Here is a 21,856-nt window from a genome sequence, read left to right as displayed (position 1 = left end):
TGGATTTGAATATCCGCTCAGGCCGATGCCTTTTCTATAATACTGTCACCCCTTCGGGATTTGAATATCCGTTCAGGGCAATGCCTTTCTATAATACTGTCATCCCTTCGGGATTTGAATATCCGCTCAGGGCAATGTCTTTTCTATAATACTGTCATCCCTTCGGGATTTGAAAATCCGCTCAGGCCGATGTCTTTCTACAATACTGTCATCCCTTTGGGATTTAAATATCCGCTCGGGCCGATGTCTTTTCTGTAATATTGTCACCCCTTCAGGATTTGAATATCCGCTCAGGCCGATGTCTTTCTACAATACTGTCATCCCTTCGGGATTTGAAAATCCGCTCAGGCCGATGCCTTTTCTATAATACTGTCATCCCTTCGGGATTTGAATATCCGCTCGGGCCGATGAATTTTCTATAAAACTTTCATCCCTTCGGGATTTGAATATCCGCTCAGGCCGATGTCTTTTCTATAATACTGTCATCCCTTCGGGATTTGAAAATCCACTCAGGCCGATGTCTTTTCTATAATACTGTCGTCCCTTCGGGATTTTATTTTCGTATGCCACAGCTTCGTATGTTTAAAAATCCGTTCAGGGCGATGTCTTTCTACAATACTGTTATCCATCCTGGATTTCTCTTTATCAATAATCCCGAAGGGATGACAGTATTGTAGTACTTGAAATATCAGCTCAGGATAAACCCTGAAAGGGTGAAATAACCAAACTAATGCTTCGTTTATTCACTTATTGACATTGCTAAACCACCGGCAACTCCGCAATTCTCAATTTCGCACTTCTCGCCCGTGGATTTCTGGCCACTTCTTCCGGTGTCGCTTCAATTGGTTTTCGGGTAATGCTTTTAAGCGGTTTAAGCTCATTACCATAAAAATCCTTTTCAACTTCCCCGTCAAATTTTCCCTTTTGAATGAAATTTTTAACCGGCCTGTCTTCCAGCGAATGGTATGACATGACCACCAATCTTCCACCAGGTTTCAATACTTCCGGGACCTGCATTAAAAATTCTTCAAGCACTTTCATTTCATCATTTACTTCAATCCGGAGTGCCTGGAAAACCTGGGCAAAATATTTGTTTTCACGATGTTTCGGCGCATAACGCATCAATATCCCTTTTAGATCATTTATCGTTTCAATAGGCGCGTTATGTCTTGATGAAAATATGGCTTCCGCAGCCGTACGGGCATTAGTTACTTCTCCATAGCGGCTTAAAATCGATTGTAATTCCGTAGCCGAACGAACGTTCAAAACCTCCCGTGCTGTTTTTTCATTGCTTGGGTTCATACGCATATCCAGATCTGCATCAAAACGTGTTGAAAATCCACGCGCCGGTGTATTGATCTGATGCGATGAAACACCAAGATCGGCCAGAATGCCGTCCACTTTTTCTGCCTTGTGTAATTTCAAATATCTTTTAATATGCCTGAAATTTGCTGCTATAAAAGTAAATCTCGGATCGTCTTTCCACTCCGCTGCATTGGCCACGGCATCAGGATCCTGATCGAAAACCAGAAGCCGGCCAGTTGTTAATTTTTCTAAAATCGCCCGTGAATGCCCTCCTCCTCCAAACGTAACATCTACGTAGGTTCCGTCAGGACGAATATTCAATCCATCCAGACATTCGGACAGCATTACAGGTTCATGATATGTACTTGGAAGATCCATTTATTAAAAGCAACGTAGATAGGAACTATTTCTTGCCAACAGGCCGTTACAAACTTAGCAATTTTCAATGGTACGAGTTGTGCTTATGTAGGGATTTAATTTTCTTGTCACACCTGTAATTCTATATTAATAAATTGAATATGAGAGCAATGAAATTGATAATTACGATTTTCGCCGGTATAAGTCTCTGGGGCTGTCAGTCTTCCACAGATTCTTCGGTGAAACCCGGAACATGGCGCGCTACTTTAACCCGTGACGGACAATCACTTCCGTTCATTCTCGACATCGCGAAAAATGCTGACGGCAAAACTTATACCGTTTACTCGGTAAATGGAAACGAACGTTTGAAATTGGATAGTGCATTTTTTGAAAAAGATTCCCTGCACATTCCTATGCAGCTGTTTGATTCAGAAATTACTGCATCGGTAGATGGAGAAAAATTGACAGGGTTTTATAAAAGACTGGATGGGAAAACCGTGACAGGCTCGTTGCCATTTCAGGCTGCTTTCGGCGCGAATTATCGTTTTTTTAAAGAAGAGGCACTTGAAGGTGTGAAAAATGTTACAGGAAAATACGCGACAATTTTTAAAAATGAGGTGACAAAAGATTCAACCGAAGCGGTAGGGAATTTTACTCAAAAAGGAAGTATTGTTGAAGGTTCATTTTTAACGCCGACCGGTGATTATCGTTTTCTTTCTGGAAATGTAAAAGGTGATAGTTTGTATTTGTCAACTTTTGACGGTTCAAATGCATATTTGATCAAAGCAGCGATTTTGAAAGATGGTGTTCTGAAGGGTGCGATGTGGTCGGGTATCAAGGGATATAAAACTTTCACTTCTATATTAAATGAAAATGCAAAATTGCCGGATGCAACGAAACTGACTTATATGAAACCAGGCTCTGAGACGGTAGATTTTACTTTCCCGGATGCTGATGGAAAACCACTTTCATTCAACGATCCTCGTTTCAAAGGCAAACCGGTCATTATTCAGATTTTAGGCTCATGGTGCCCGAACTGTATGGATGAAACCAATTTCATAGCACCATGGTACAAAAAAAATAAAGACAGAGGCGTTGAAGTTATAGGGCTTGCGTTTGAACATTCCGCAGACCTGGCAGTTTCTGCTCCGAAGCTGAAAAGAATGGTGAGCCGGTTTGGAATTGAGTATCCGGTGTTGCTGGCGGGGACTAATACCAATGAAGCAACGGCAAAAGCGCTGCCAATGCTGAACAAGGTAATGTCTTATCCAACGACTATTTTTGTTGATAAAAAAGGAAAAGTAAGAGAGATCCATACCGGTTTCTCAGGTCCGGGAACGGGAAAATATTATGATGAATTTGTTGCAGACTTTAACCAGTTAATGGATAAACTGATCAGCGAGAAATAATCAGTAATAAACGCATCAGCCTATAAAAAACCGGATGCGTTTTTTTATACAACAAAATTAGTATGCTTGCATAATATTAATTTGATTTCTTACATTTGTAAACGTTACATCACCGACACCAACTAATCTAAAAGATGCGCAAGGAAAAGACAATTGACTTCCAGATTAAGTGGGCATGGCATTCCATTTCCAGGATGTATAACGCTTATGCAGCCAGGTTTGATACGACGATGGCGGTTGGATATGTTTTGTTAAACATTGATTTAGAGCACGGTACGCCCGCAACAAAAATAGCACCTTTGCTGGGAATGGAACCCCGTAGCCTGGTAAGAATGCTTAAAAATCTTGAAGAGAAAGGTTTGATCGTACGTGAAGTGGATGAAAACGACAAGCGTTTTGTAAGAATTGTTTTAACGGATTTGGGTAAGGAAAAAAGAGAACTTTCACGTGAAGGTGTATTGTCATTCAATACGATGATCAGGGATAAAATCCCACTTGAAAAACTCGTTGTATTTTTTGATGTGATAAAAGATATAAACCGTCTGGTTGAGGAGGAAAATCAAAAATTGAAGGCGGGCGAAATTGAAAATGAATTTTAAAGCCTTGATCTTGCCAAGAGCTAATAGCCAACAGCTAAAACCTTAATTAAATAATGAATCGTTCAATTCGTAAAGTCGCCGTTTTGGGCTCCGGTATTATGGGGTCGCGTATTGCATGCCATTTTGCCAATATTGGAGTAGAAGTTTTACTATTAGATATTGTTCCAAAAGATGTAAATGATGCTGAAAAGGCAAAAGGACTGACAACCGATCATCCCGCAGTCCGAAACAGGATTGTCAACGATTCTTTTCAGCAAACTTTGAAAGCCACGCCAGCTGCATTATATAGTCCTGCTTTTGCATCAAGGGTAAAACCTGGCAATTTTGATGATAATTTAAAAGACATCAGCAACTACGACTGGGTGATTGAAGTTGTGGTTGAGCGGCTTGATATCAAGAAAAGTTTATATGAAAAAGTTGACGCGCTGCGGAAACCCGGAACGCTTATCACTTCGAACACTTCCGGAATTCCAATTCATTTAATGGCAGAAGGCCGCAGTGAAGACTTCAAAAAGAATTTTTGCGGAACGCATTTTTTCAATCCGCCGCGTTATTTAAGACTTTTAGAAATCATTCCAACAGCTGAAACGGAAAAGTCTGTGGTTGATTTCTTGATGCATTATGGCGATTTATTTTTGGGTAAAACAACGGTGCTTTGTAAAGATACGCCCGGTTTTATCGCGAACAGACTCGGCATTTTTGCACTGATCCAAACCATTCGCGTAGCCGAAGAAATGGGTTTATCCGTGGATGAAGTGGATAAATTGACTGGTCCTGTGGTTGGTCGCCCGAAATCAGGAACTTACCGTTTGTCTGACGTTGTCGGACTGGATACAACCGTTCACGTTGCAGCGAATTTATACGCTTCCGGAGAAGGAACTGACGAATCCCGTGATGCTTTTGTTTTACCCGGAATCATGCAGAAAACGTATGATAACAAATGGCTGGGTGATAAAACCGGTCAGGGTTTTTATAAGAAGGTAAAGGACGAAAAAGGGAAATCGGTAATTCTCGCGCTTGATTTTCAAACATTGGAATACAAACCATCCGAAAAAGTAAAATTTGCTACTTTGGAAGGAACAAAAGCCATCAGTGATGTGGCCAAACGTTTCAGTGTTCTTTTGGCAGGAAAGGATAAGGCGGGAGAATTTTACAGAAGAACTTTTGCTGATTGTTTCAAATACGCAACGTTCAGGATTCCTGAAATCTCTGATGAAATTTTCAGGATTGATCAGGCCATTTGTGCTGGTTTTGGCTGGCAGCTAGGCTTGTTTGAAACCTGGGATGCCATTGGTGTAAAAAGTATGCTGGGTATAATGGAAGAACTTAATGCGAAACCGGCAGCCTGGGTTTATGAAATGCTTGAAGCGGGAAATGAGTCTTTTTATAAAGTTGAAAACGGTAAGAAGCTGTATTATGATATTCCTTCAAAATCATACAAAGCCATCCCTGGCCAGGAAAGTTTTATAATTTTAAGCAATCTTACAAACAATATTGTCTGGAAAAATGCCGGCGCAAATCTGTATGATATTGGTGATGGAATCCTGAATCTGGAATTCAAATCCAAAATGAATACCATGGGCTCTGAAGTGATTGAGGGAATCCAGAAAAGTATAAGTCTGGCTGAAAAAGAATACCGCGGACTGGTCATTGGAAATGAATCAAGCGAAGCATTTTCCGCAGGAGCCAATCTGGCTATGCTTTTCATGTTTGCCATTGAACAGGAATTTGACGAGATCAATATGGTCATTGCGCAATTCCAGCAAACGATGATGCGCGCCCGTTATTCTTCCATTCCGGTTGTGACTGCACCGCATACACTGGCGTTGGGTGGCGGTTGCGAATTAAATCTTCATGCAGATAAAGTCGTGGCTCATGCCGAAACCTACATTGGTCTGGTAGAATTTGGTGTGGGAATTATTCCTGCCGGTGGTGGGACAAAAGAAATGGCGCTGAGATGCTCCGATATGTATCAGGCTGGGGACACTGAATTAAACATTCTTCAGACTGCTTTTATGAACATAGCCCAGGCAAAAGTTTCGACTTCTGCGCATGACGCAAGGGCTATGAATTATTTGCAGGATAAGGATCAGATCGTATTAAACCGCAGCCGGTTATTAGCTGAGGCAAAACAAGCGGCTATTGATCTGGCAGATAATGGTTATACCCAACCGAAACAAAGAAATGATATAAAAGTCCAGGGAAAAGCTGGAATGGCACTTTTCATGACGGGAATTGCCCAGATGAAAATAGCAAATTACATTAGTGAGCATGATGCGAAAATTGCTAATAAACTGGCTTATGTTATCAACGGCGGGGATCTGAGTTCTCCACAAAATGTAACAGAACAATATCTTCTGGACCTGGAAAGAGATGCATTTTTATCACTTTGCGGCGAAAAGAAAACGCTGGAAAGAATGCAGGGACTTTTGAATGGAGGTAAACCGCCGAGAAATTAATCAGGCAAGCCAGCGGCTCGGATTGCCGGTTTTGTCAAAAAGTGTATTGGAAAGTTGCCCGATGTAGTGGTTCTGCTTGTTTTCAAAGTCTAAATCTTTCAAAATAAGCAGAACTTCTTCTTTTGTCACTTTCCGATATTTTGGGTTCATCGTTCCGCCAAATTCACCTGCTTTGGCTGTGGGTTCCCATTGATACTGCGGATTAACAAGACTGCCGCGCGGAGCCATAATGGGCGGTGGAGAATCAATTCCCCGAAAGTCAAGATTAACTGGATGATCAAGTCCCAGACTGTGCCCGAATTCATGCGCAGCGGTGGTGGAGGTACCCAGATTATCGCTGGTGAGCCAGTGGCCGACGTTATCTCCTATACCATAACCCATGAAAGATCTGGTGATCCGATTTTCATCCTCAATACGTATGAAATTATTTTTGTAATTAAAATTGACCGCAGCCCGCATCATTGCTTCGCTTGCTGAAATTAATTTAAACCCAATTGAAAATAACACTTTCATTTGTTTCCTATCAATTTCAACAAAAACTTCCGGCTCATTATACATGCTGTTGATCTCATCGATAATCATATTTCCGATTTCCTCAGTTGCCTGTGAACCGTATAAATACAATCTTGAAGTAATTTCAATTTGATTTTTTTCGAATTGAGGAGTTACGATGGCAGCCATTTAGTGTGTGTATTTTTGATTAATATTTGTATTTATTACAAATTAGTTTGAAAAGTCTATAAATTAGTAGAGTAAGTAGGATATTTTTTAAAATTGTAGTTTCTTGACGTTGAAGATTTGAAATCCTCTCATTTGATTAATGACAAAGTAATGAATAAAAAGCAGTTATCTTTTGTTATGTCATTTAAGGTTTAGGTTAATCCGGAAATTACATGGATATGATACTCAATGGCATCCGGTAATTTTATAAGACGAAATTTAAGTATACTTATCAACAATGATATCAAAGAAAGCAAAATACGCTCTGAAGGCGCTTAAAGTGTTGGCCGAACAGTTTGGAAAAGGACCCGTCCTGATTTCATACATTGCGGAAAAAGAAAGAATTCCTAAAAAATTCCTTGAAGCAATTCTTCTGGATCTTAGAAACAATGGCGTTCTGCAAAGCCAAAAGGGAAAAGGTGGAGGTTATTTGCTGAGAATTCCACCTGGTGAAGTGAGTTTTTCAAAAGTGCTCCGCATCATTGATGGCCCTATTGCTCCTGCGCTTTGTGTTTCTATGTTTTTTTATGGACGGTGCGACGATTGTAAGGACGAAGAAACTTGCAGTCTGCGTACGGTATTGGAAAAATGGAGAGATGCCAACCTGGCCGTTTTAGACCAGACGACGCTTAGTGATCTATTGCAGCAAGGTACGGGAGAACATCTGCTTGCTGTTGAGTCATAAGCCTGTCTTTTCTGACAAATAATTTAATATCATTTTTATCTGATACCAGCGTATAATGCTGATGGACGAAATTTGCGAGCGCGGGGAAATTTTCTATTCCCTGCGTTTTTTTGTCCTGTACCCACATACTGTTTTTGCCAACTGCATCCAGGATGACGGCTGGCCTGGTTCTGTTCAAGTCGGTCAGATAACGGCTTAGATACTTTTCCTGTAAAGGATGATTGAATATCGAGCGTTCCGAATGGTTTTCAGCCGTGCCCTGTGCCAGTTGTGCTTCAACATAATATTGACATTGCCAACCCCAGACAACCATATAATCGCCTGGTTTTGTAAATTTCTTTAAGGCTGTTACAACCGGATTTTGTGCCAGTTCATTAGCTCCGCCTATGGATTCAAAACTATTAAGTCTGTGTTCTTTCCGATAATCAAGCACATCATTTCCTGCAAACCAAAGTAACAGGATCACAGAAAGTACGGTAAATAAATTATACCGTTTGGAAATACCATATGCTGCCAGCAACATCCATGGATAGATGCAAAAATTAAGATAATGGATGAATGTGTTGCCGGATTTTGTAGCCGCATAAATTCCCGCCAGTATTAATAATATTAACGTAGCTGGCAATACGAACTGTGTTTGGGACTTTTTATGGGCATTTGGAAGAAATGAATATACAATTCCTAAAATAATCGGAACAATTAAAACAAGAGTATAAATTTTAAAATCAGAGCTGAGTGTGATCAGATTGAACATTTGTACAGGAATTGAAAGCCAGTTATTTTCACCTGCATAAATCGCATTTCCCAATAAATAAAAATCAATAAAATCACTAAAAACGTGATTGGAAGTTGCCCAGATAAATAATAAAAGAGGAAATATCAGCCCACCTGAAAGTAAAAATAATAGCGGCTTAATCTCTTTTGTTTTTTTGAAATAATGATAACAAATCCAGATCGCTGCCAATACAATAACCATTGCCTGTGGTACCGATTGTAATTTTGCAAAAGGCATCATTCCTGCCACCAGGCCCAACGAAAATGTCGAAACAGACGATGGATTTTTACTTTCTGTGATTTTAGAGAGTAACCAGATTATGAGGGCCAGGAAGAAAACCGGGAGCTGCTCGCTGGAATAATGTACAAAATCCGTTTCCTGGGTGAAGGCAAGAAAAATGAAGGGAGTAACGATGGCAATTCTGGACAACGATTCTCCAAACCAGTTGCGCATGGCTAAAAATACAAAAACCAACGCCCCGATTGTGCAGAGTAAGCCCATCGCCCTGCCACTGGAATAATCAATTTGAAAGCCGAAAAGTTTGGGTACAACCAGAAGATAATTGTCCAGCGGACCGATTGTAGTTCCATCCACCGAGCGCCAGTAAACCGGATCTTCGTATAACGTTATGGCGTGACTGAGCATCTGGCTTTCATCCGCATTAATTTCCCTGTTAAATACGATCACGGGCATTCTCATGAATACGAGAAGCAGAATGGCGATTACGAGGGTTACTTTGGCAGGGATCGGTTTATAAAGTGCAGAAACGACAGTGATGCCGGCCAGCAAATATCCTAAAATCCAGTATACGGTGGGGGCACTGTCGAAAGTTACCATACGAACTTAGCTGATGGTATCTACTTTTTCTACAAAATCGCGGTAATGTATGGCCGGAATAAAGTGTTGCTGCGAGCGGTATTGCAAGACCATAAAAACCAGAAATAAAGAAATCAGAAAGGATTGCAGCATTAAAATGATCAGTGTGCTACCCAGGGTAGATGCCCAGCCCGGCGTGGCATTTCCGATCAGTTTCAAAAACAGAATAACAATAATAAATGCTACGGCCAATCCGGACATAAAAATTGAGAAGATCAGTATTCTTACTGCTGTGGTGTCCACCAAAACGGAAATGGTACTTAATCCATGTAAAACCAGAGAAACGAAATTCATCTTACTTTCTCCCGCCAGACGTGTAGCCCGGTCGGTAAGTATCGAATCATAGGGAATTCTGGATTTGATAATGCCACCCGGATAATTATTCCAGATTTCAGAAACCCGTACCAGATTTTTAAGTCTTTGCCTGGGAACGAGGCTGAAATTACCAAAGGTGATCACTTTCCCTGTAAGCAGCTTGAAAAGATTTTTGTAGATAATATAGAAAAACCGGAAGACGAAGTTTTCTGTGCGTTTATTTCTTTGAGCAAAAATAATTTTACCCGGAACTTCCAGTGATCTCTGAACCAGCTTGTTGATATCAGACGGAGCATCCTCTCCATCGGCATCCATCACAATAACTTTGTCACATTCAATATTTTCAGCAATATAGGAAAGCCCGATTGCAATGGCTTTTTGATGGCCAAGATTTCTATAAAGCCGTAAAACCTGAATAGCTTTTCCTCCAAAAGGAACGAAGGGCTCAGTTCTGTCTTTTGAAGAACAATCATCAACCACGAGTAACGATGCGTTTTTCAACACGGTCGGATTCAAATCTGTGTTTATTTTTTGTATTAACAGATTAAGGGCCTCCCAGTCATTATACTGTGGAATAATGATTACAAAATTTTCAGGCATAGCAGTGATGAAAATAACCTCCGAACAAGTATAATGGATTTTACTCGTTCGGAGGTTATAGAGACTAAGATATTATTTTACACTCGCCAATCTTGAAGATATACCGTCGTGTATTTGTGTAAGCGTTTCAGTTAAGCCATATTCCCAATTCCAGCCCGGATAGTGTTCTTTAAATTTGGAAAGATCACTTACATACCAGATGTGGTCACCGATACGGTTTGTTTCAGAATATGAATGAGATAATTTATTGCCCGTAATTTGTTCACACAATGCAATAGCTTCGATCATCGAGCAGTTTGCAAAACGGCCACCGCCTGCGTTGTAAACTTCACCCGGACGAGGATTTTGGTAAAAATGCCAGAACATATTTACAAGGTCATGGCTGTGAATGTTGTCACGAACCTGTTTTCCTTTATATCCAAAAATCGTGTAATGATTTCCAGTGATTGCGCATTTCATCAGGTAAGCAAGGAATCCGTGTAACTGAGCTCCTGAATGGTTAGGTCCTGTAAGACATCCACCACGGAAAACAGCTGTTTTCATTCCAAAATAACGGCCATATTCCTGCACCATAATATCAGCAGCAACTTTCGAAGCACCGAAAATCGAATGTTTGGTATGGTCGATGCTATGTTGTTCATCAATACCATTTTTGAAATATGGGTGACTTTCGTCAATTTCCCAACGTGTTTCCAGCTCAACAAGCGGAAGATAGTTAGGGTTATCTCCGTAAACTTTATTGGTAGAAGTAAAGATGAAAACGGCCTCAGGTGTATGAAGACGTGTCATTTCAAGCATATTCAAAGTACCAACTGCATTCACACCAAAATCAGTGAAAGGCTCACGTGCGGCCCAGTCATGGCTTGGCTGCGCAGCGGCGTGGATAATCAGTTTAATATCAGATCCGTATTCCTTAAAAATCGGTTCCAACTGGCTAACCTCACGAATATCAGCAGAATAATGCTTGTAATTTGTATAAGCAGATTCAATACGGCTTTTATTCCAGGCTGTATTTCCGTCAGCTCCAAAGAAATATTCGCGTAAATTATTATCAACTCCAATAATTAAATCAAACTTGTCGGCCAGAAAAGCAACCGATTCACTTCCAATCAATCCGGCTGAACCGGTAACGAGCGCTATATTCATATTAAGTTTAAAATACGTTTTAAATCTGGTATTAAAATAATACTATATTCTGATGTGTATAATAAGAGTGTAAAGTAAATTAAAATCGAACAATTATCCCAACCGCTTAATCAACCGGGATTAAAATTACAGTTCATTTTTTAATTTTATAACAAAATTAGACTTTCAAACCGTCTGTATATCAGCTGTTTATGACTTTAACTAACTCGTTTCTCATAAATTTCCGGCTACGATTTAAACTTCTCTTATTTCCTGATTTTAAACTTTCTTGTATTAAAATGAGGCATCTTTAATAAAATGAAGTTGTCATTAAATAAGTTCAGACATATGAATTTTTATAACTGAGCCTGATAACAACCGGAGGGATTTAAATAATAGGAAGCTTATGTCTTGCCTGACTGGTATAACAAAGGTAACTTTTAACTTGCTAATCCTTTTAAATATTATATTTCAATCTTTTTGTAAAAGGAGAATTGAAATTATATGCAAAATAAATTTGCCGTATTAGCATAAAAAAAAGATATCCTTCATTTGAAGGATATCCTGTTTATAAATCTATTCTGTAAAAACAGATACTATTCCTTAATATATGCACTACCAGAACCACCGTACAATTTTGCACGAATTGCATTTACGCGAGGCTCAATTGTTGGATCGGCAGTATATTTATTAGCCATCTGACGTGGTAAAGAATCCGGGCTTACACCATAAACGTAGTCATTCTTGGCATTAAGATCTTTTTGCTCTTTGTGGTTATATTTTTGATAATCACAAGAAGACAACAATGCGATACATGCCACAAACGCGGCTATTTTACTAAATTTCATCTCTCTACTGGTTCATAGTAATACGCACAAAAATAACCGCCTTTTGCATAACCACCAAATGGTTAGCAAACGAATTATCAAATTTTTAATCGTTCTAACTCACTTTGGACGAATTGCATCAATTCTGTGATGTAATTTTTGGAAAAATCAAAAGGAATGTTCGCAGCCTGATAAATCTCGGTAATTGGCGCTGTGTAACCCATTTTTAACGCATTCAGATAACCTTTCAATCCTTTTTCAGGATTTTCACGGTAGTTTTTCCAAACCCCGATTGCGCCTAACTGAGCAATTCCGTATTCGATATAATAAAAAGGAACTTCATAAATATGAAGCTGTCGCTGCCACAGATATTTTTGAAGATTTTCCAGTCCGGCCCAATCCATCACCTTATCCGTAAACTGATTGTAGATTTCAATCCAGGCATTTGTCCGTTCTTCGGCAGTATGCTGCGGGTTTTCATACATCCAGTGCTGGAATTTATCAACCGTTGCAACCCATGGAAGCGTTTCAATGATCGATTCCAGATGCTGGATTTTAGCACGTTTTAAATCTGCATCGTTATCAAAAAACTCATCCCAAAAATCCATTGTGATTAATTCCATCGACATGGAAGCAAGTTCTGCAACTTCTGATGGCGTGTGTTTAAATGAATTTAATGCCAGATCACGTGTTACCAGCGAATGTACTGCGTGACCGCCTTCGTGTAAAAGCGTAACCATATCACGAAGATTGGAAGTTGCGTTCATGAAAATAAATGGCACGCCGATTTCTTCCAGCGGATAGTTATAACCGCCCGGTGCCTTTCCTTTCCGTGATTCCAGATCCAGATGTTTCATGTTTTTCATGATCTGAAGACAGTTTCCAAGGAACGGATCCAGGCGGCTGAAACAACGGATTGTTTTGTCTAACAACTCTTCGCCGCTTTCAAAAGGTTTTAGTGGTGGTAATCCTTTCGGATCAACTTTGGTATCCCAGGGACGTAATTGATCAACATGCAGAGCTTCTTTACGGCTCGTCGCCATATCGTTTAAAAGCGGCACAACGGCTTCTTTTACCGAATCATGGAAGTTAAAACAATCCTGAGGGGTGTAATCAAAACGCCCCATGGCGGCAAACATATAATCGCGGTAGTTGTCAAAACCTGCGTTTTTCCCAACCTGGTCACGAAGTGTTACTAGCTTATTCAGCAGCTCATCAAGCACCTCGTGATCCTGAAAACGCCGTTCTGCAATTGTCCGCCAGGCTTCTTCTCTGACCGAACGATCAGATGATTGCAAACGGTCAGAAGCTTTTTGCAGAGTCATTTCTTCGCCATCCAGCGTCACGGTCATAGCACCGGCAATGGCTCCGTAACGGCGCTCTTCAGTCTGCATTTCAGTTTGTAACGGAATATTTTCTTCGCGGAAAAGGGCTATGGCTTTTTTCATCCCGCGAATCGTAACGGAAAATCCCTGGTCGGTCAAGTCATTCAGATATGGACTTTCAACGGCCTTTTTATCCAGTTCATTACCGTACTCGGCCAGCTTTGGCTGTATTTCGGTGATGAAAAACTGTAATGCATTGATCAGACCTGAATTGGCTGTATCGCAGGTCTGGCGGATATATCGCCATGCAAAATTTTCAGATAAATAAGATTCAAGCTCACTTCTATCCAAAAACCACTGGCGCAGATCCGAAGCCGAGTTAATTTCCCTGTTTTTTAAATTATCATAAAATGGCTGAAGATCATCCCATTTTTTAAGTTCAAATTCTTCTCCTATAAAAACCCTTTTTGAGCGGGCCAACGTCGTAGTTTCCTGATTTATCATGATACCTCGTGCGATTTTTTTGTCGGTCAAAGGTAATGTGTAAATCACATAAACTGCAACTGGGAAAATAGACGGAAACATCTGCTGAAAAATTTCCGGTAAACAGCTGTTTTTATGTATATTTCGACTACGTATTCGCACATACCATGCCATTTTTCCAAAAAACGCTTTCAGATAATGTCCTGATTGAGGGCATTTTATCAAAAGACACGTCGTCGCGTGCTTTTGAAAATCGCCTCTACGAAAAATATTCCTATCTCATTCGGGAAGGAGTCTGGAAACACAAACTTTCCACTGATGAATGTTCGATGGTTTATTCGGATACCATTCTCACGACTATTGAAAACATTCAAAATAATCGCTTTGAAGGCCGTTCAGGGCTGAAAACTTATCTCTATCAAATTTTTAATAACAAATGTGTTGACCTTATCCGCAAGAATGCGACTAATCGTCAGCAGGTGCATAAGGGAAATACAATTGATGACTACATCAATATTCTTCCTGATGACAGCCGAAGTATCGTACAACAGCTTATAGATCAATACGATCTGGAAATCCTGCATGAACGTTTGCGGGAACTCGGTGAAAAATGCCGGCAAATGCTGAAGGCATGGAGTGAAGGATTTATGGATCAGGAAATAGCAGTTGAAATGAATTATCAATCTGCCGCTGTGGTAAAAACCAGTCGATTGCGCTGCATGGAGAAATTGAGGGAAATGTATCTTAAAGGAGTTAAAAAAGGATAGAGGGAGAAAATAATAATGCCATGGAACAACGTATTGAGGATTATTTTGAAAGGCAGCTTTCTGATGCAGAGCGAATGCGATTTGAGGAGGATTTAAGGACAAATCCCGAATTGGCCGATTCAGTTGCTTTTTATCTTTTGGTAAAACAAAATGCAAAAGAAGATAATTGGGAAAAGATTCTGGCCGGAAGACATGCGGAATGGCAGAAACTCCCGAAAAATTCCGGAAAGTCGATAACCCGCCAACTCACCTATTATGCCGCCGCAGCAGTGATTCTGATTGCTATTGGTTTGGGCTGGTATTTTCTGAATCCCGGAATTCCGGAAAAGGAACAGTTGGCAGAAGTATATGTCAAAGAGAACTTTTCAACATTAAGTGTGCATATGGATGGGAAGGCGGATAGTTTGCAGCTGGCTGTGGATGCATATAACAAAGGCGAACTAAACCAATCTGAGGAGATTATCGAGGACATACTTAAACATGACCCGAACAATGCAGAAGTTCAGAAAATTGCCGGAATTGTTTCCCTGAAACTAAAAAATTATGACAAGGCAATTACCTACTTTCATAAGCTTGGAGAGCAAAAAAATCTATTCTCTAATCCGGGGAAGTTTTATGAAGCTATTGCACATTTACAGCGGGGGTTACCGGTTGATAAGAAAGTGGCCGATGATTTGTTGAATGAAGTGATTCATAGTAATTTAGAGGGGAAAGAGGAGGCTGAGAAGTGGGTGAAATAAATATATATTAACTACATCTGCAATATGAAATTTGTACCTTCATTTAGAATTGTGGACGCTGACCGGAATCTTCTGGAATGTGACTATGAAAAAGAAAATCCTGGTTCTCTGGTGCTAGATTTCGGTAGAAGCCCATCTAAGCGTTCAGATGTAAATGCTGATTTGGAACGAAATGCAAAGCAATGGGGACTACATCTTCCGGTTGCCAAAGCGCCGGATTTTAAAGATTTCTTCGTTTATGCTACTCCAAGACAAAAAATTCTTGTGGTTTCAGCTTCCGGTTATGAAGGAAGAGGTCTATTAAGGGAAAATAATTGGGTTGTTCTATCATTCACGCCTTTTGGTTTAAAAGATACGCTACAATTACCAGTTCGGGTAATCCGGGTAAGTGAATGTGCAAATCCTAAAGATGAATTTGGTGAAGAATCTTACACGGTACTGATAGAGTGGCTTGATGATTATAATTTTGGTGTTTTTGAAGTAAGTGAGAACACTGGAATTATTTTTCAGCAACAAGTTGAAAACCTGATTATTTGCGGAAAGCCAAACGGAGATCCTGGCTCCATACGCGATTTTACCGATAGTGATTTTATTGCGCTGCCGAGTGATTTTCCAGCTGTTTTGGGAAAACCTGCTTTCAAATATATTGATGTTAAGTCAGTTGTTGTCAGTGTAATCGATACCGGGCTCTGGTATAAACTGGGAGAAGAGAGAGGTAATCTTATCGGCACTTATTTGAATTCTGAAACAAACGAGCGGACTTTCGATGTGGCTGAGATCAAAAAAATCGAGTCGCAAAATGATCGCCTTCGTGGAAATTCCTGGGGATATTGTGCGGTAACTTCTTATCTGAGGGCTTGCAAGGATTCGGACAATGTATTTGATGCCGAATACAAGACGAATCTTGATTATGCAAATCTGGCTTCAAGAACTAAAATTGAAATTCTGAATAATCCTTATGATGACAATCGTGTTACTTCCTTAAATCCCACCAGAAGTGAAGGTCGCCACGGTTCTATTATTTCTGCAGTCATCAATCAACAGGGAAAAGTGCCAGTATTGCCGGTTAAAGCTTTCAATTGCGCCGGTTGGGGTACAATATATGATTTGCTTTGTTCACTAAACTATGTGTTGGCTTGTAAAAAAGCAGGAATGAATATTCAGGTTATTAATGCAAGTTTTGAAGGACGCTTAAATCCGGGTGGTTATGAATTGCTTAGGAAGAAATTTGAGCAGCTTGAAAAAAATAAAATCTGGGTGGTAGCAGCTGCCGGAAATGAAGGCGAAGAACTGATATTTGATGATTTTCAAACAATGCCAAGTGCCACCGGTGTGGATGCGGTCAATGTTTTTCCAGCCTGTTTTAGCAAAATGTTTAACAATGTCATCACGGTTACAGATGTGAGTCCTTTTATTAAGTTTGAAAGGAAAGATCTTCATAACAGGGACTTGTCATATGCCAAAGTCAATCTGAATGAACATGTCAGAAAGGATCTTAATCTGGATTTAGATCTTTATGACTGGTTCTCGGGTTATCATTTCAATGGAAATTATTCCACCGAATTTGTTAACGCAGCCGTAGTAAGCGCTTATCCTTCACCATCGGATGGAAAACCATTACACGGAACGTCTTTTGCGGCAAGTTATTTTTCTGGAAAGCTGGCTGAATATTTGACGGCAAATCCTACTGAACCTTTTAATGTCGCAACCAGACAAAGCGTAATAGATGCAATCACAGAAAGTACACTGGAATTATCCGGACGAATAAAAAATGGTGCAGTTCTAAAAATGGACAATGGGCCTTTATTTTGATCCTGAACGATCCAATATTTTTTCAATAGTAATGTTCAGACAACTCATTTTTTTTCTGGTCATTTTTTCTGTCAGTATAGAGGGAAGAGCACAATGTCGCTCTTCCCAAATTTTTTTTGAGGACCTCTCTAAAATAATGGCAACTGATCCTGATAGTATACAGAAGATCAAACTTGAAAGCTGGCTTGCTCAATGGAAGAAATGTTATGCCGTTGCAGATTCCACTTATATCAATGCACTCTTACAACTCGGGATGGCCTACCGTTTTGCCGGGGACTTCAACAACGCTATAAAGGTCACAAAAAAGATAATTTACATTTACGGAAATTCAAGTAAGCATTTGAAAAAAAGTGACTTAGTAAAGGCTAATTATCGTATCGGCGTTTATTCCAGCGCATCTCAGTCGACAGAAAATGCGATCAAATATTTGAGTGAAGCGGTAAGAATTGGTAAAAATGATAACGAGTCCAAAACGTACACGGCAAGTGCGTATCTCTATCTTGTATATGCTTATTACGTTAAAGGAGATTTCCAAAAAGCACTTTCCTATGCTGATCTGGGGGAAGAAATTGCAACTGAAATTAAAGATTTTGAAACACTTGCCGAAATTTTACAGCAAAAAGCACAGGCATTAGCCGAACTGGAACGAAACCGGGAAGCAAAAACAGAAGTTTTAAAGGCAATCAGAATCATGCAAAATCTTCCGGAAGCCTGTTATTCTCTTGCAAACCAGCATCGGTTACTTGGTGATATTAACAGGGCATTGCATGAAAAAAAGGAAGAGCTTGCTGAATATTTGTTAGCATACGAAATAGCAGAAAAATGCGAACACAAAAATCTTTCCGATTTCATCAACGCTATCGGGTTTTATTATTACCAAAATAAGGATCATGACCAAGCGTTGAAATATTATCAAAAAGCACTGGACGTTAATAAAAGCGCTTATAGTAAAGGAGTTTTGCTGGACAGAATGGGCCTTGCATATTCTGCGAAGAAGGATTATTTGAAATCACTTCAATATTATCAGCAAGGCATAAGAGAGTTGTTACCAGCAGAAAGATTGCCTGAAATTACTTCTGTGGCAAAAGCCCAGTCTATAAAAATTACCGCACAAAAAGATTATCTTCTTTCTCTTATTCAAGATCAGGCAGATACCTGGCTCACATATGGACAAATTTCAAAGTCAGATCCCGTCAAGCTGAAAAATGCATTAAAAAACTATATGCTTGCAGATACAATGATCGATTTTATGCGCTGGGAGCATACTGGGTATGTATCAAAGCTATTCTGGCGAAATCGGACAAAAGCGATGTATGAGCATTCCATTGAAACCTGTTACCTGCTAAAAGACCCGGAAACTGCCCTTTACTTTTTTGAAAAAAGCCGTGCTGTAATGCTGAATGACCAGTTAAATGAACTTGGGGCAAATCAACGATTAAGTAAAAAAGATGCGGATCAGGAAAGAATGGTCCGGCAAAAAATTACAGATTTACAGGATCAGTTAAGTGAGAGTAAACCGGGATCAAAACAATATCTGCGTTTCCGTGATGAACTTTATAACGCACAGGAAGAACAGCAGGTTTTCATTCGTCAGCTTGAAAAGGCAAATCCGCAATACTATTCCTATAAATATGATAATCATGTGCCCAGTCTGCGGGAAGTACGCGAAAAGGTTGTGGCTGACGGGCAAACGTTGATTTCTTACTTTGTAGGAGACAGCGCAGTATACGGCCTCGGCATAACTAAAAAAGGTATAGATTTAAAAAAGATAAAACTTGCTGACTATCAAAGTTATAATTCAAAATTTCAGAAATTATTAGGTAGCAGGGAAGTACAAAACAAGCAGTTTTATGATTATTTGTCTGTATCCAACAAATTGTTTGCCTTGTTGATTGCCCCTTTTAAGATCAATTCAACCCGTGTAATCATATCGCCCGATGGCAACTTCCTGCCTTTTGAAAGTTTGAGTTTTTCTTCCGAAAAACCTGATTTTCTGGTTAATAAATATGCCTTCAGCTATACTTATTCTGCGAGTTTTTTAGCAAAAATGAAGCGTTCTGAGAAGGGATTAACAACAACCAATGCATTTCTTGGAATGGCCCCGGTTCAGTTTTCTAAAAAACTTAATCAGGCATCTTTGCCCGGCTCAGAAATTGCTTTGGAAGCGATTAATAAACATTTCTTTTTTTCAAAAAGTCTTACAGGACAAGAAGCTTCGCGTAGCTCATTTTTAAAAGAATTGTCGTCGCATCGTATCATTCAGCTGCTCACACATGCGAGCGCAGACAGTACTGAAACTGAGCCAACCTTATATTTTGCTGATTCAACGCTGACACTTTCGGAACTTTCGTCGTCGTCGTCTCTATCAAAAACACAATTACTGGTTTTATCTGCCTGCCGTACCGGTGTAGGGAAAAATCAAAAGGGAGAAGGTGTTTTCAGTCTGGCCAGAGGATTTGCCGGAATCGGAATTCCATCTACCCTGACAACGCTTTGGAGTGTTGAAAATAAATCAATTTATGAGCTGACTGAAATGTTTTATGACCAGTTGGAAAAAGGAGTTCCACTGGATATAGCCTTGCAGCAAGCTCAAATTGAATGGTTGAAAACAGCTTCAAAAAGTGATCAGTTGCCTTATTCCTGGGCAGGAATGGTATTGGTTGGCAATGCAGAGCCGGTGGATATGGGGTTTTCGAAGATGATCATGTACTTTATAATAGCTTCCATTGCCGGACTTGTACTTTTATTAGTATTTTACCTGAGAAAGAAATCAATACAAAGAAAACTGAGTCTCCATAAATATTAATTACTTAACAGTTTTCTTCGTCAGATCAGACAAATTATCGGTCATAATATTCTCCGTTTCCCTCACATTCGCAAAGGCCAGAACCATTTTATCCCGGTCAAATTCTTTTTCATTATTTGCAAGCCAGATGGTTGCAACGCCGTTTCCGATGATATTTGTAATCGCGCGTGCTTCAGACATAAATCGGTCGACACCAAGTAAAAGTGCCAAACCTTCCAGAGGAATAACTTTGATGGCTGTAAGTGTAGAAGCCAGTACCACAAAACCGCTTCCTGTAACACCCGCAGCTCCTTTTGAAGTGACCATCAAAATTCCGATCACCGAAAGTATCTGCCCGATTGTCAAATGAACGTTGAAAACCTGCGCTAAAAAGATCGTTGCCATAGATAGATAAATCGTCGTCCCATCCAGATTAAAGGAATAACCGGCCGGAATAACCAGACCAACAACAGGTTTTGAACAACCCATTCTTTCCAGTTTTTCCATGATGGACGGCAGCGCAGCTTCCGATGATGAAGTTCCCAAAACAATGAGAAGTTCTTCACGGATATATTTGAGATAAGCCAGTATACTGATTTTGTAAGTTCGCAAGATCAACCCAAGAACGCCAAAAATAAATATCGCCATGGTCATATAAACCGTCCCCATAAGCTTGGCGAGCGGTAAAAGCGTATGAATTCCATATTTCCCAATCGTAAAAGCCATTCCCCCGAAAGCACCGATCGGCGCAAAAATCATGACAATATGCAGTGCCTTAAAAACATATTTGGAAGCAAAACTCAGCCATTTGATCACCACATCTTTTCCTGAATATTTACTTAAAACAGTACCCAGAATTAAGGAAACGAGCAATACCTGCAAAGTCACATTATCAAGAAAAAATTTCAGCCAGCTGAAATCATGAACCTTATTGGCATAAACAGAAATATCGCCTTTTTGAAGATTTGTCGTAACAACACCATCACCCGGACGAATAATGTTAGCAACCAAAACGCCAACAATCAGTGCCATAGTTGTCACAATTTCGAAATACAGCAGTGCTTTTGCACCAACTTTTCCAACTTTTTTCAAATCGCCCATCCCGATTATGCCTAACGTAATGGTCAGGAAAATAATGGGATTGATAAATATCTTGACGATTGAAATAAAACCCTTTCCCAAAACATCCATTTTTACGGCCGTTTCAGGATCATAATGTCCAAGCAATGCACCGGCTGTAATGGCGGTGAGCACCCAAAATGTCAGGTTGGTAAAAAGCTTTTTCAATGGAATGAGTGGTTAAGGAGTATTAATAAACAGTTCAGGATAATGACTGAGCCCGTTTATACCTATTTCAGATGGTAGTCAAGATACGATTTTAACAGACTTCTTACCTAGCCACCGGGGGAGAAAAGTATTTTTTATTATTGTTTATATTTGGTCTAAATAATATTTTACTATATTTGTCCGTATCAAATGGCATCAGAATAGTTTTCCGGAAATCAAATTAGCAGGGCACTTTATCCATACACAGTTATGCATGACGCTTCACATTCCCATTCGTCGTTACGGATTTTAAGTCAGTCGAAAAACGGATACATCGGGCAATGCAGCTGTTGTGATCATTATAATTTTGTTTTTGGTAATGTGCTATTCATTTTCTCAGAAGACGGATTAAGTGGGTTTCACGCAATGTTGTACGATAAACACCAGTTTCAAAGCCTGGACACGGCGTTGCCTCATGGAAGAAATCATCTTCTACGCTCTCCGATACCAAATTTCATGTTGTCATTTAATGATGATGAAGTGGAAGAAATAAAAAACCTTTTACAGGAAACCTTACTGGCACTGGAAATTGACCGGATATTTTCAAATCATAAATAAAGTACAAG

At 39.8% G+C, this 21,856-nt stretch carries 17 protein-coding genes; 9 read left to right on the top strand and 8 right to left on the bottom strand.

Annotated features, from left to right (window positions below):
• Positions 1-759: 759 nt before the first annotated feature.
• Entirely contained in the window at positions 760-1,683 is a 924-nt protein-coding gene (rsmH, locus tag LXL81_RS18995) for a 16S rRNA (cytosine(1402)-N(4))-methyltransferase RsmH (RefSeq protein WP_234648342.1), read from the bottom strand.
• A 149-nt stretch (positions 1,684-1,832) separates the two neighbouring features.
• Here rsmH and LXL81_RS18990 point away from each other — a divergent pair, with 149 nt between their 5' ends.
• The 3 genes from LXL81_RS18990 (at position 1,833) to LXL81_RS18980 (ending at position 6,129) form a co-directional block, all read left to right on the top strand.
• Positions 1,833-3,071 (top strand): peroxiredoxin, encoded by a 1,239-nt coding sequence (locus LXL81_RS18990; protein ID WP_234648341.1) that lies wholly within the window; start codon positions 1,833-1,835, stop codon positions 3,069-3,071.
• Positions 3,072-3,205: 134 nt separating this feature from the next.
• A complete protein-coding gene (locus tag LXL81_RS18985; RefSeq protein ID WP_234648340.1) occupies positions 3,206-3,670 on the top strand; it encodes a MarR family winged helix-turn-helix transcriptional regulator in 465 nt (154 codons plus the stop codon).
• Between the two features lie 53 nt (positions 3,671-3,723).
• Entirely contained in the window at positions 3,724-6,129 is a 2,406-nt protein-coding gene (locus LXL81_RS18980; RefSeq protein ID WP_234648339.1) for a 3-hydroxyacyl-CoA dehydrogenase/enoyl-CoA hydratase family protein, read from the top strand.
• Here the strand turns inward: LXL81_RS18980 and LXL81_RS18975 are convergent, their stop codons facing one another.
• On the bottom strand, positions 6,130-6,810 hold the full coding sequence (locus LXL81_RS18975) for a hypothetical protein (RefSeq protein WP_234648338.1): 681 nt from the start codon (positions 6,808-6,810) through the stop codon (positions 6,130-6,132). It abuts the gene before it with no gap.
• Between the two features lie 277 nt (positions 6,811-7,087).
• Between LXL81_RS18975 and LXL81_RS18970 the strand changes: the two genes are divergently transcribed.
• Positions 7,088-7,534, top strand: a complete 447-nt coding sequence (locus tag LXL81_RS18970) for an Rrf2 family transcriptional regulator (protein WP_234648337.1) — start codon at positions 7,088-7,090, stop codon at positions 7,532-7,534.
• Here the strand turns inward: LXL81_RS18970 and LXL81_RS18965 are convergent.
• The 5 genes from LXL81_RS18965 to LXL81_RS18945 all read right to left on the bottom strand — a co-directional run bounded on the left by LXL81_RS18965 (position 7,479) and on the right by LXL81_RS18945 (position 13,881).
• Positions 7,479-9,146: a hypothetical protein gene (locus LXL81_RS18965; RefSeq protein ID WP_234648336.1), complete on the bottom strand. Its 1,668-nt coding sequence runs from the start codon at positions 9,144-9,146 to the stop codon at positions 7,479-7,481. The two genes, LXL81_RS18970 and LXL81_RS18965, sit on opposite strands and share 56 nt — an antisense overlap.
• A 6-nt stretch (positions 9,147-9,152) precedes the next feature.
• The gene (locus LXL81_RS18960) at positions 9,153-10,100 is read right to left on the bottom strand and encodes a glycosyltransferase (protein ID WP_234648335.1); all 948 of its coding nucleotides are present in this window, start codon (positions 10,098-10,100) and stop codon (positions 9,153-9,155) included.
• 72 nt (positions 10,101-10,172) lie between these two features.
• Complete coding sequence (locus tag LXL81_RS18955; protein ID WP_234648334.1) at positions 10,173-11,246, bottom strand: NAD-dependent epimerase/dehydratase family protein; 1,074 nt, start codon at positions 11,244-11,246, stop codon at positions 10,173-10,175.
• Positions 11,247-11,821: 575 nt separating this feature from the next.
• Complete coding sequence (locus LXL81_RS18950; protein WP_234648333.1) at positions 11,822-12,046, bottom strand: hypothetical protein; 225 nt, start codon at positions 12,044-12,046, stop codon at positions 11,822-11,824.
• Between the two features lie 104 nt (positions 12,047-12,150).
• Entirely contained in the window at positions 12,151-13,881 is a 1,731-nt protein-coding gene (locus LXL81_RS18945; protein WP_234648332.1) for a M3 family oligoendopeptidase, read from the bottom strand.
• A gap of 146 nt (positions 13,882-14,027) precedes the next feature.
• On the opposite strand from LXL81_RS18945, the gene LXL81_RS18940 reads away from it, so the two are divergent.
• From LXL81_RS18940 to LXL81_RS18925, 4 genes are all read left to right on the top strand, one after another.
• Positions 14,028-14,627: an RNA polymerase sigma factor gene (locus LXL81_RS18940; protein WP_234648331.1), complete on the top strand. Its 600-nt coding sequence runs from the start codon at positions 14,028-14,030 to the stop codon at positions 14,625-14,627.
• Between the two features lie 20 nt (positions 14,628-14,647).
• The gene (locus LXL81_RS18935; RefSeq protein ID WP_234648330.1) at positions 14,648-15,367 is read left to right on the top strand and encodes a M48 family metallopeptidase; all 720 of its coding nucleotides are present in this window, start codon (positions 14,648-14,650) and stop codon (positions 15,365-15,367) included.
• Between the two features lie 24 nt (positions 15,368-15,391).
• The gene (locus tag LXL81_RS18930) at positions 15,392-17,179 is read left to right on the top strand and encodes a S8 family serine peptidase (protein WP_234648329.1); all 1,788 of its coding nucleotides are present in this window, start codon (positions 15,392-15,394) and stop codon (positions 17,177-17,179) included.
• A gap of 136 nt (positions 17,180-17,315) precedes the next feature.
• Positions 17,316-19,985: a CHAT domain-containing protein gene (locus LXL81_RS18925; RefSeq protein WP_234648328.1), complete on the top strand. Its 2,670-nt coding sequence runs from the start codon at positions 17,316-17,318 to the stop codon at positions 19,983-19,985.
• On the opposite strand, the gene LXL81_RS18920 is transcribed toward LXL81_RS18925, so the two are convergent.
• The gene (locus LXL81_RS18920; protein ID WP_234648327.1) at positions 19,986-21,251 is read right to left on the bottom strand and encodes a cation:dicarboxylate symporter family transporter; all 1,266 of its coding nucleotides are present in this window, start codon (positions 21,249-21,251) and stop codon (positions 19,986-19,988) included.
• A gap of 249 nt (positions 21,252-21,500) precedes the next feature.
• Here LXL81_RS18920 and LXL81_RS18915 point away from each other — a divergent pair, with 249 nt between their 5' ends.
• Positions 21,501-21,848, top strand: a complete 348-nt coding sequence (locus tag LXL81_RS18915) for a DUF6686 family protein (RefSeq protein ID WP_234648326.1) — start codon at positions 21,501-21,503, stop codon at positions 21,846-21,848.
• The last annotated feature ends 8 nt before the right edge of the window (positions 21,849-21,856 follow it).

The sequence above is a fragment of the Dyadobacter sp. CY356 genome, assembly GCF_021440195.1.
In the GTDB taxonomy this organism is placed as follows: domain Bacteria; phylum Bacteroidota; class Bacteroidia; order Cytophagales; family Spirosomataceae; genus Dyadobacter.
This window is presented reverse-complemented; position numbering and strand designations above follow the sequence as displayed.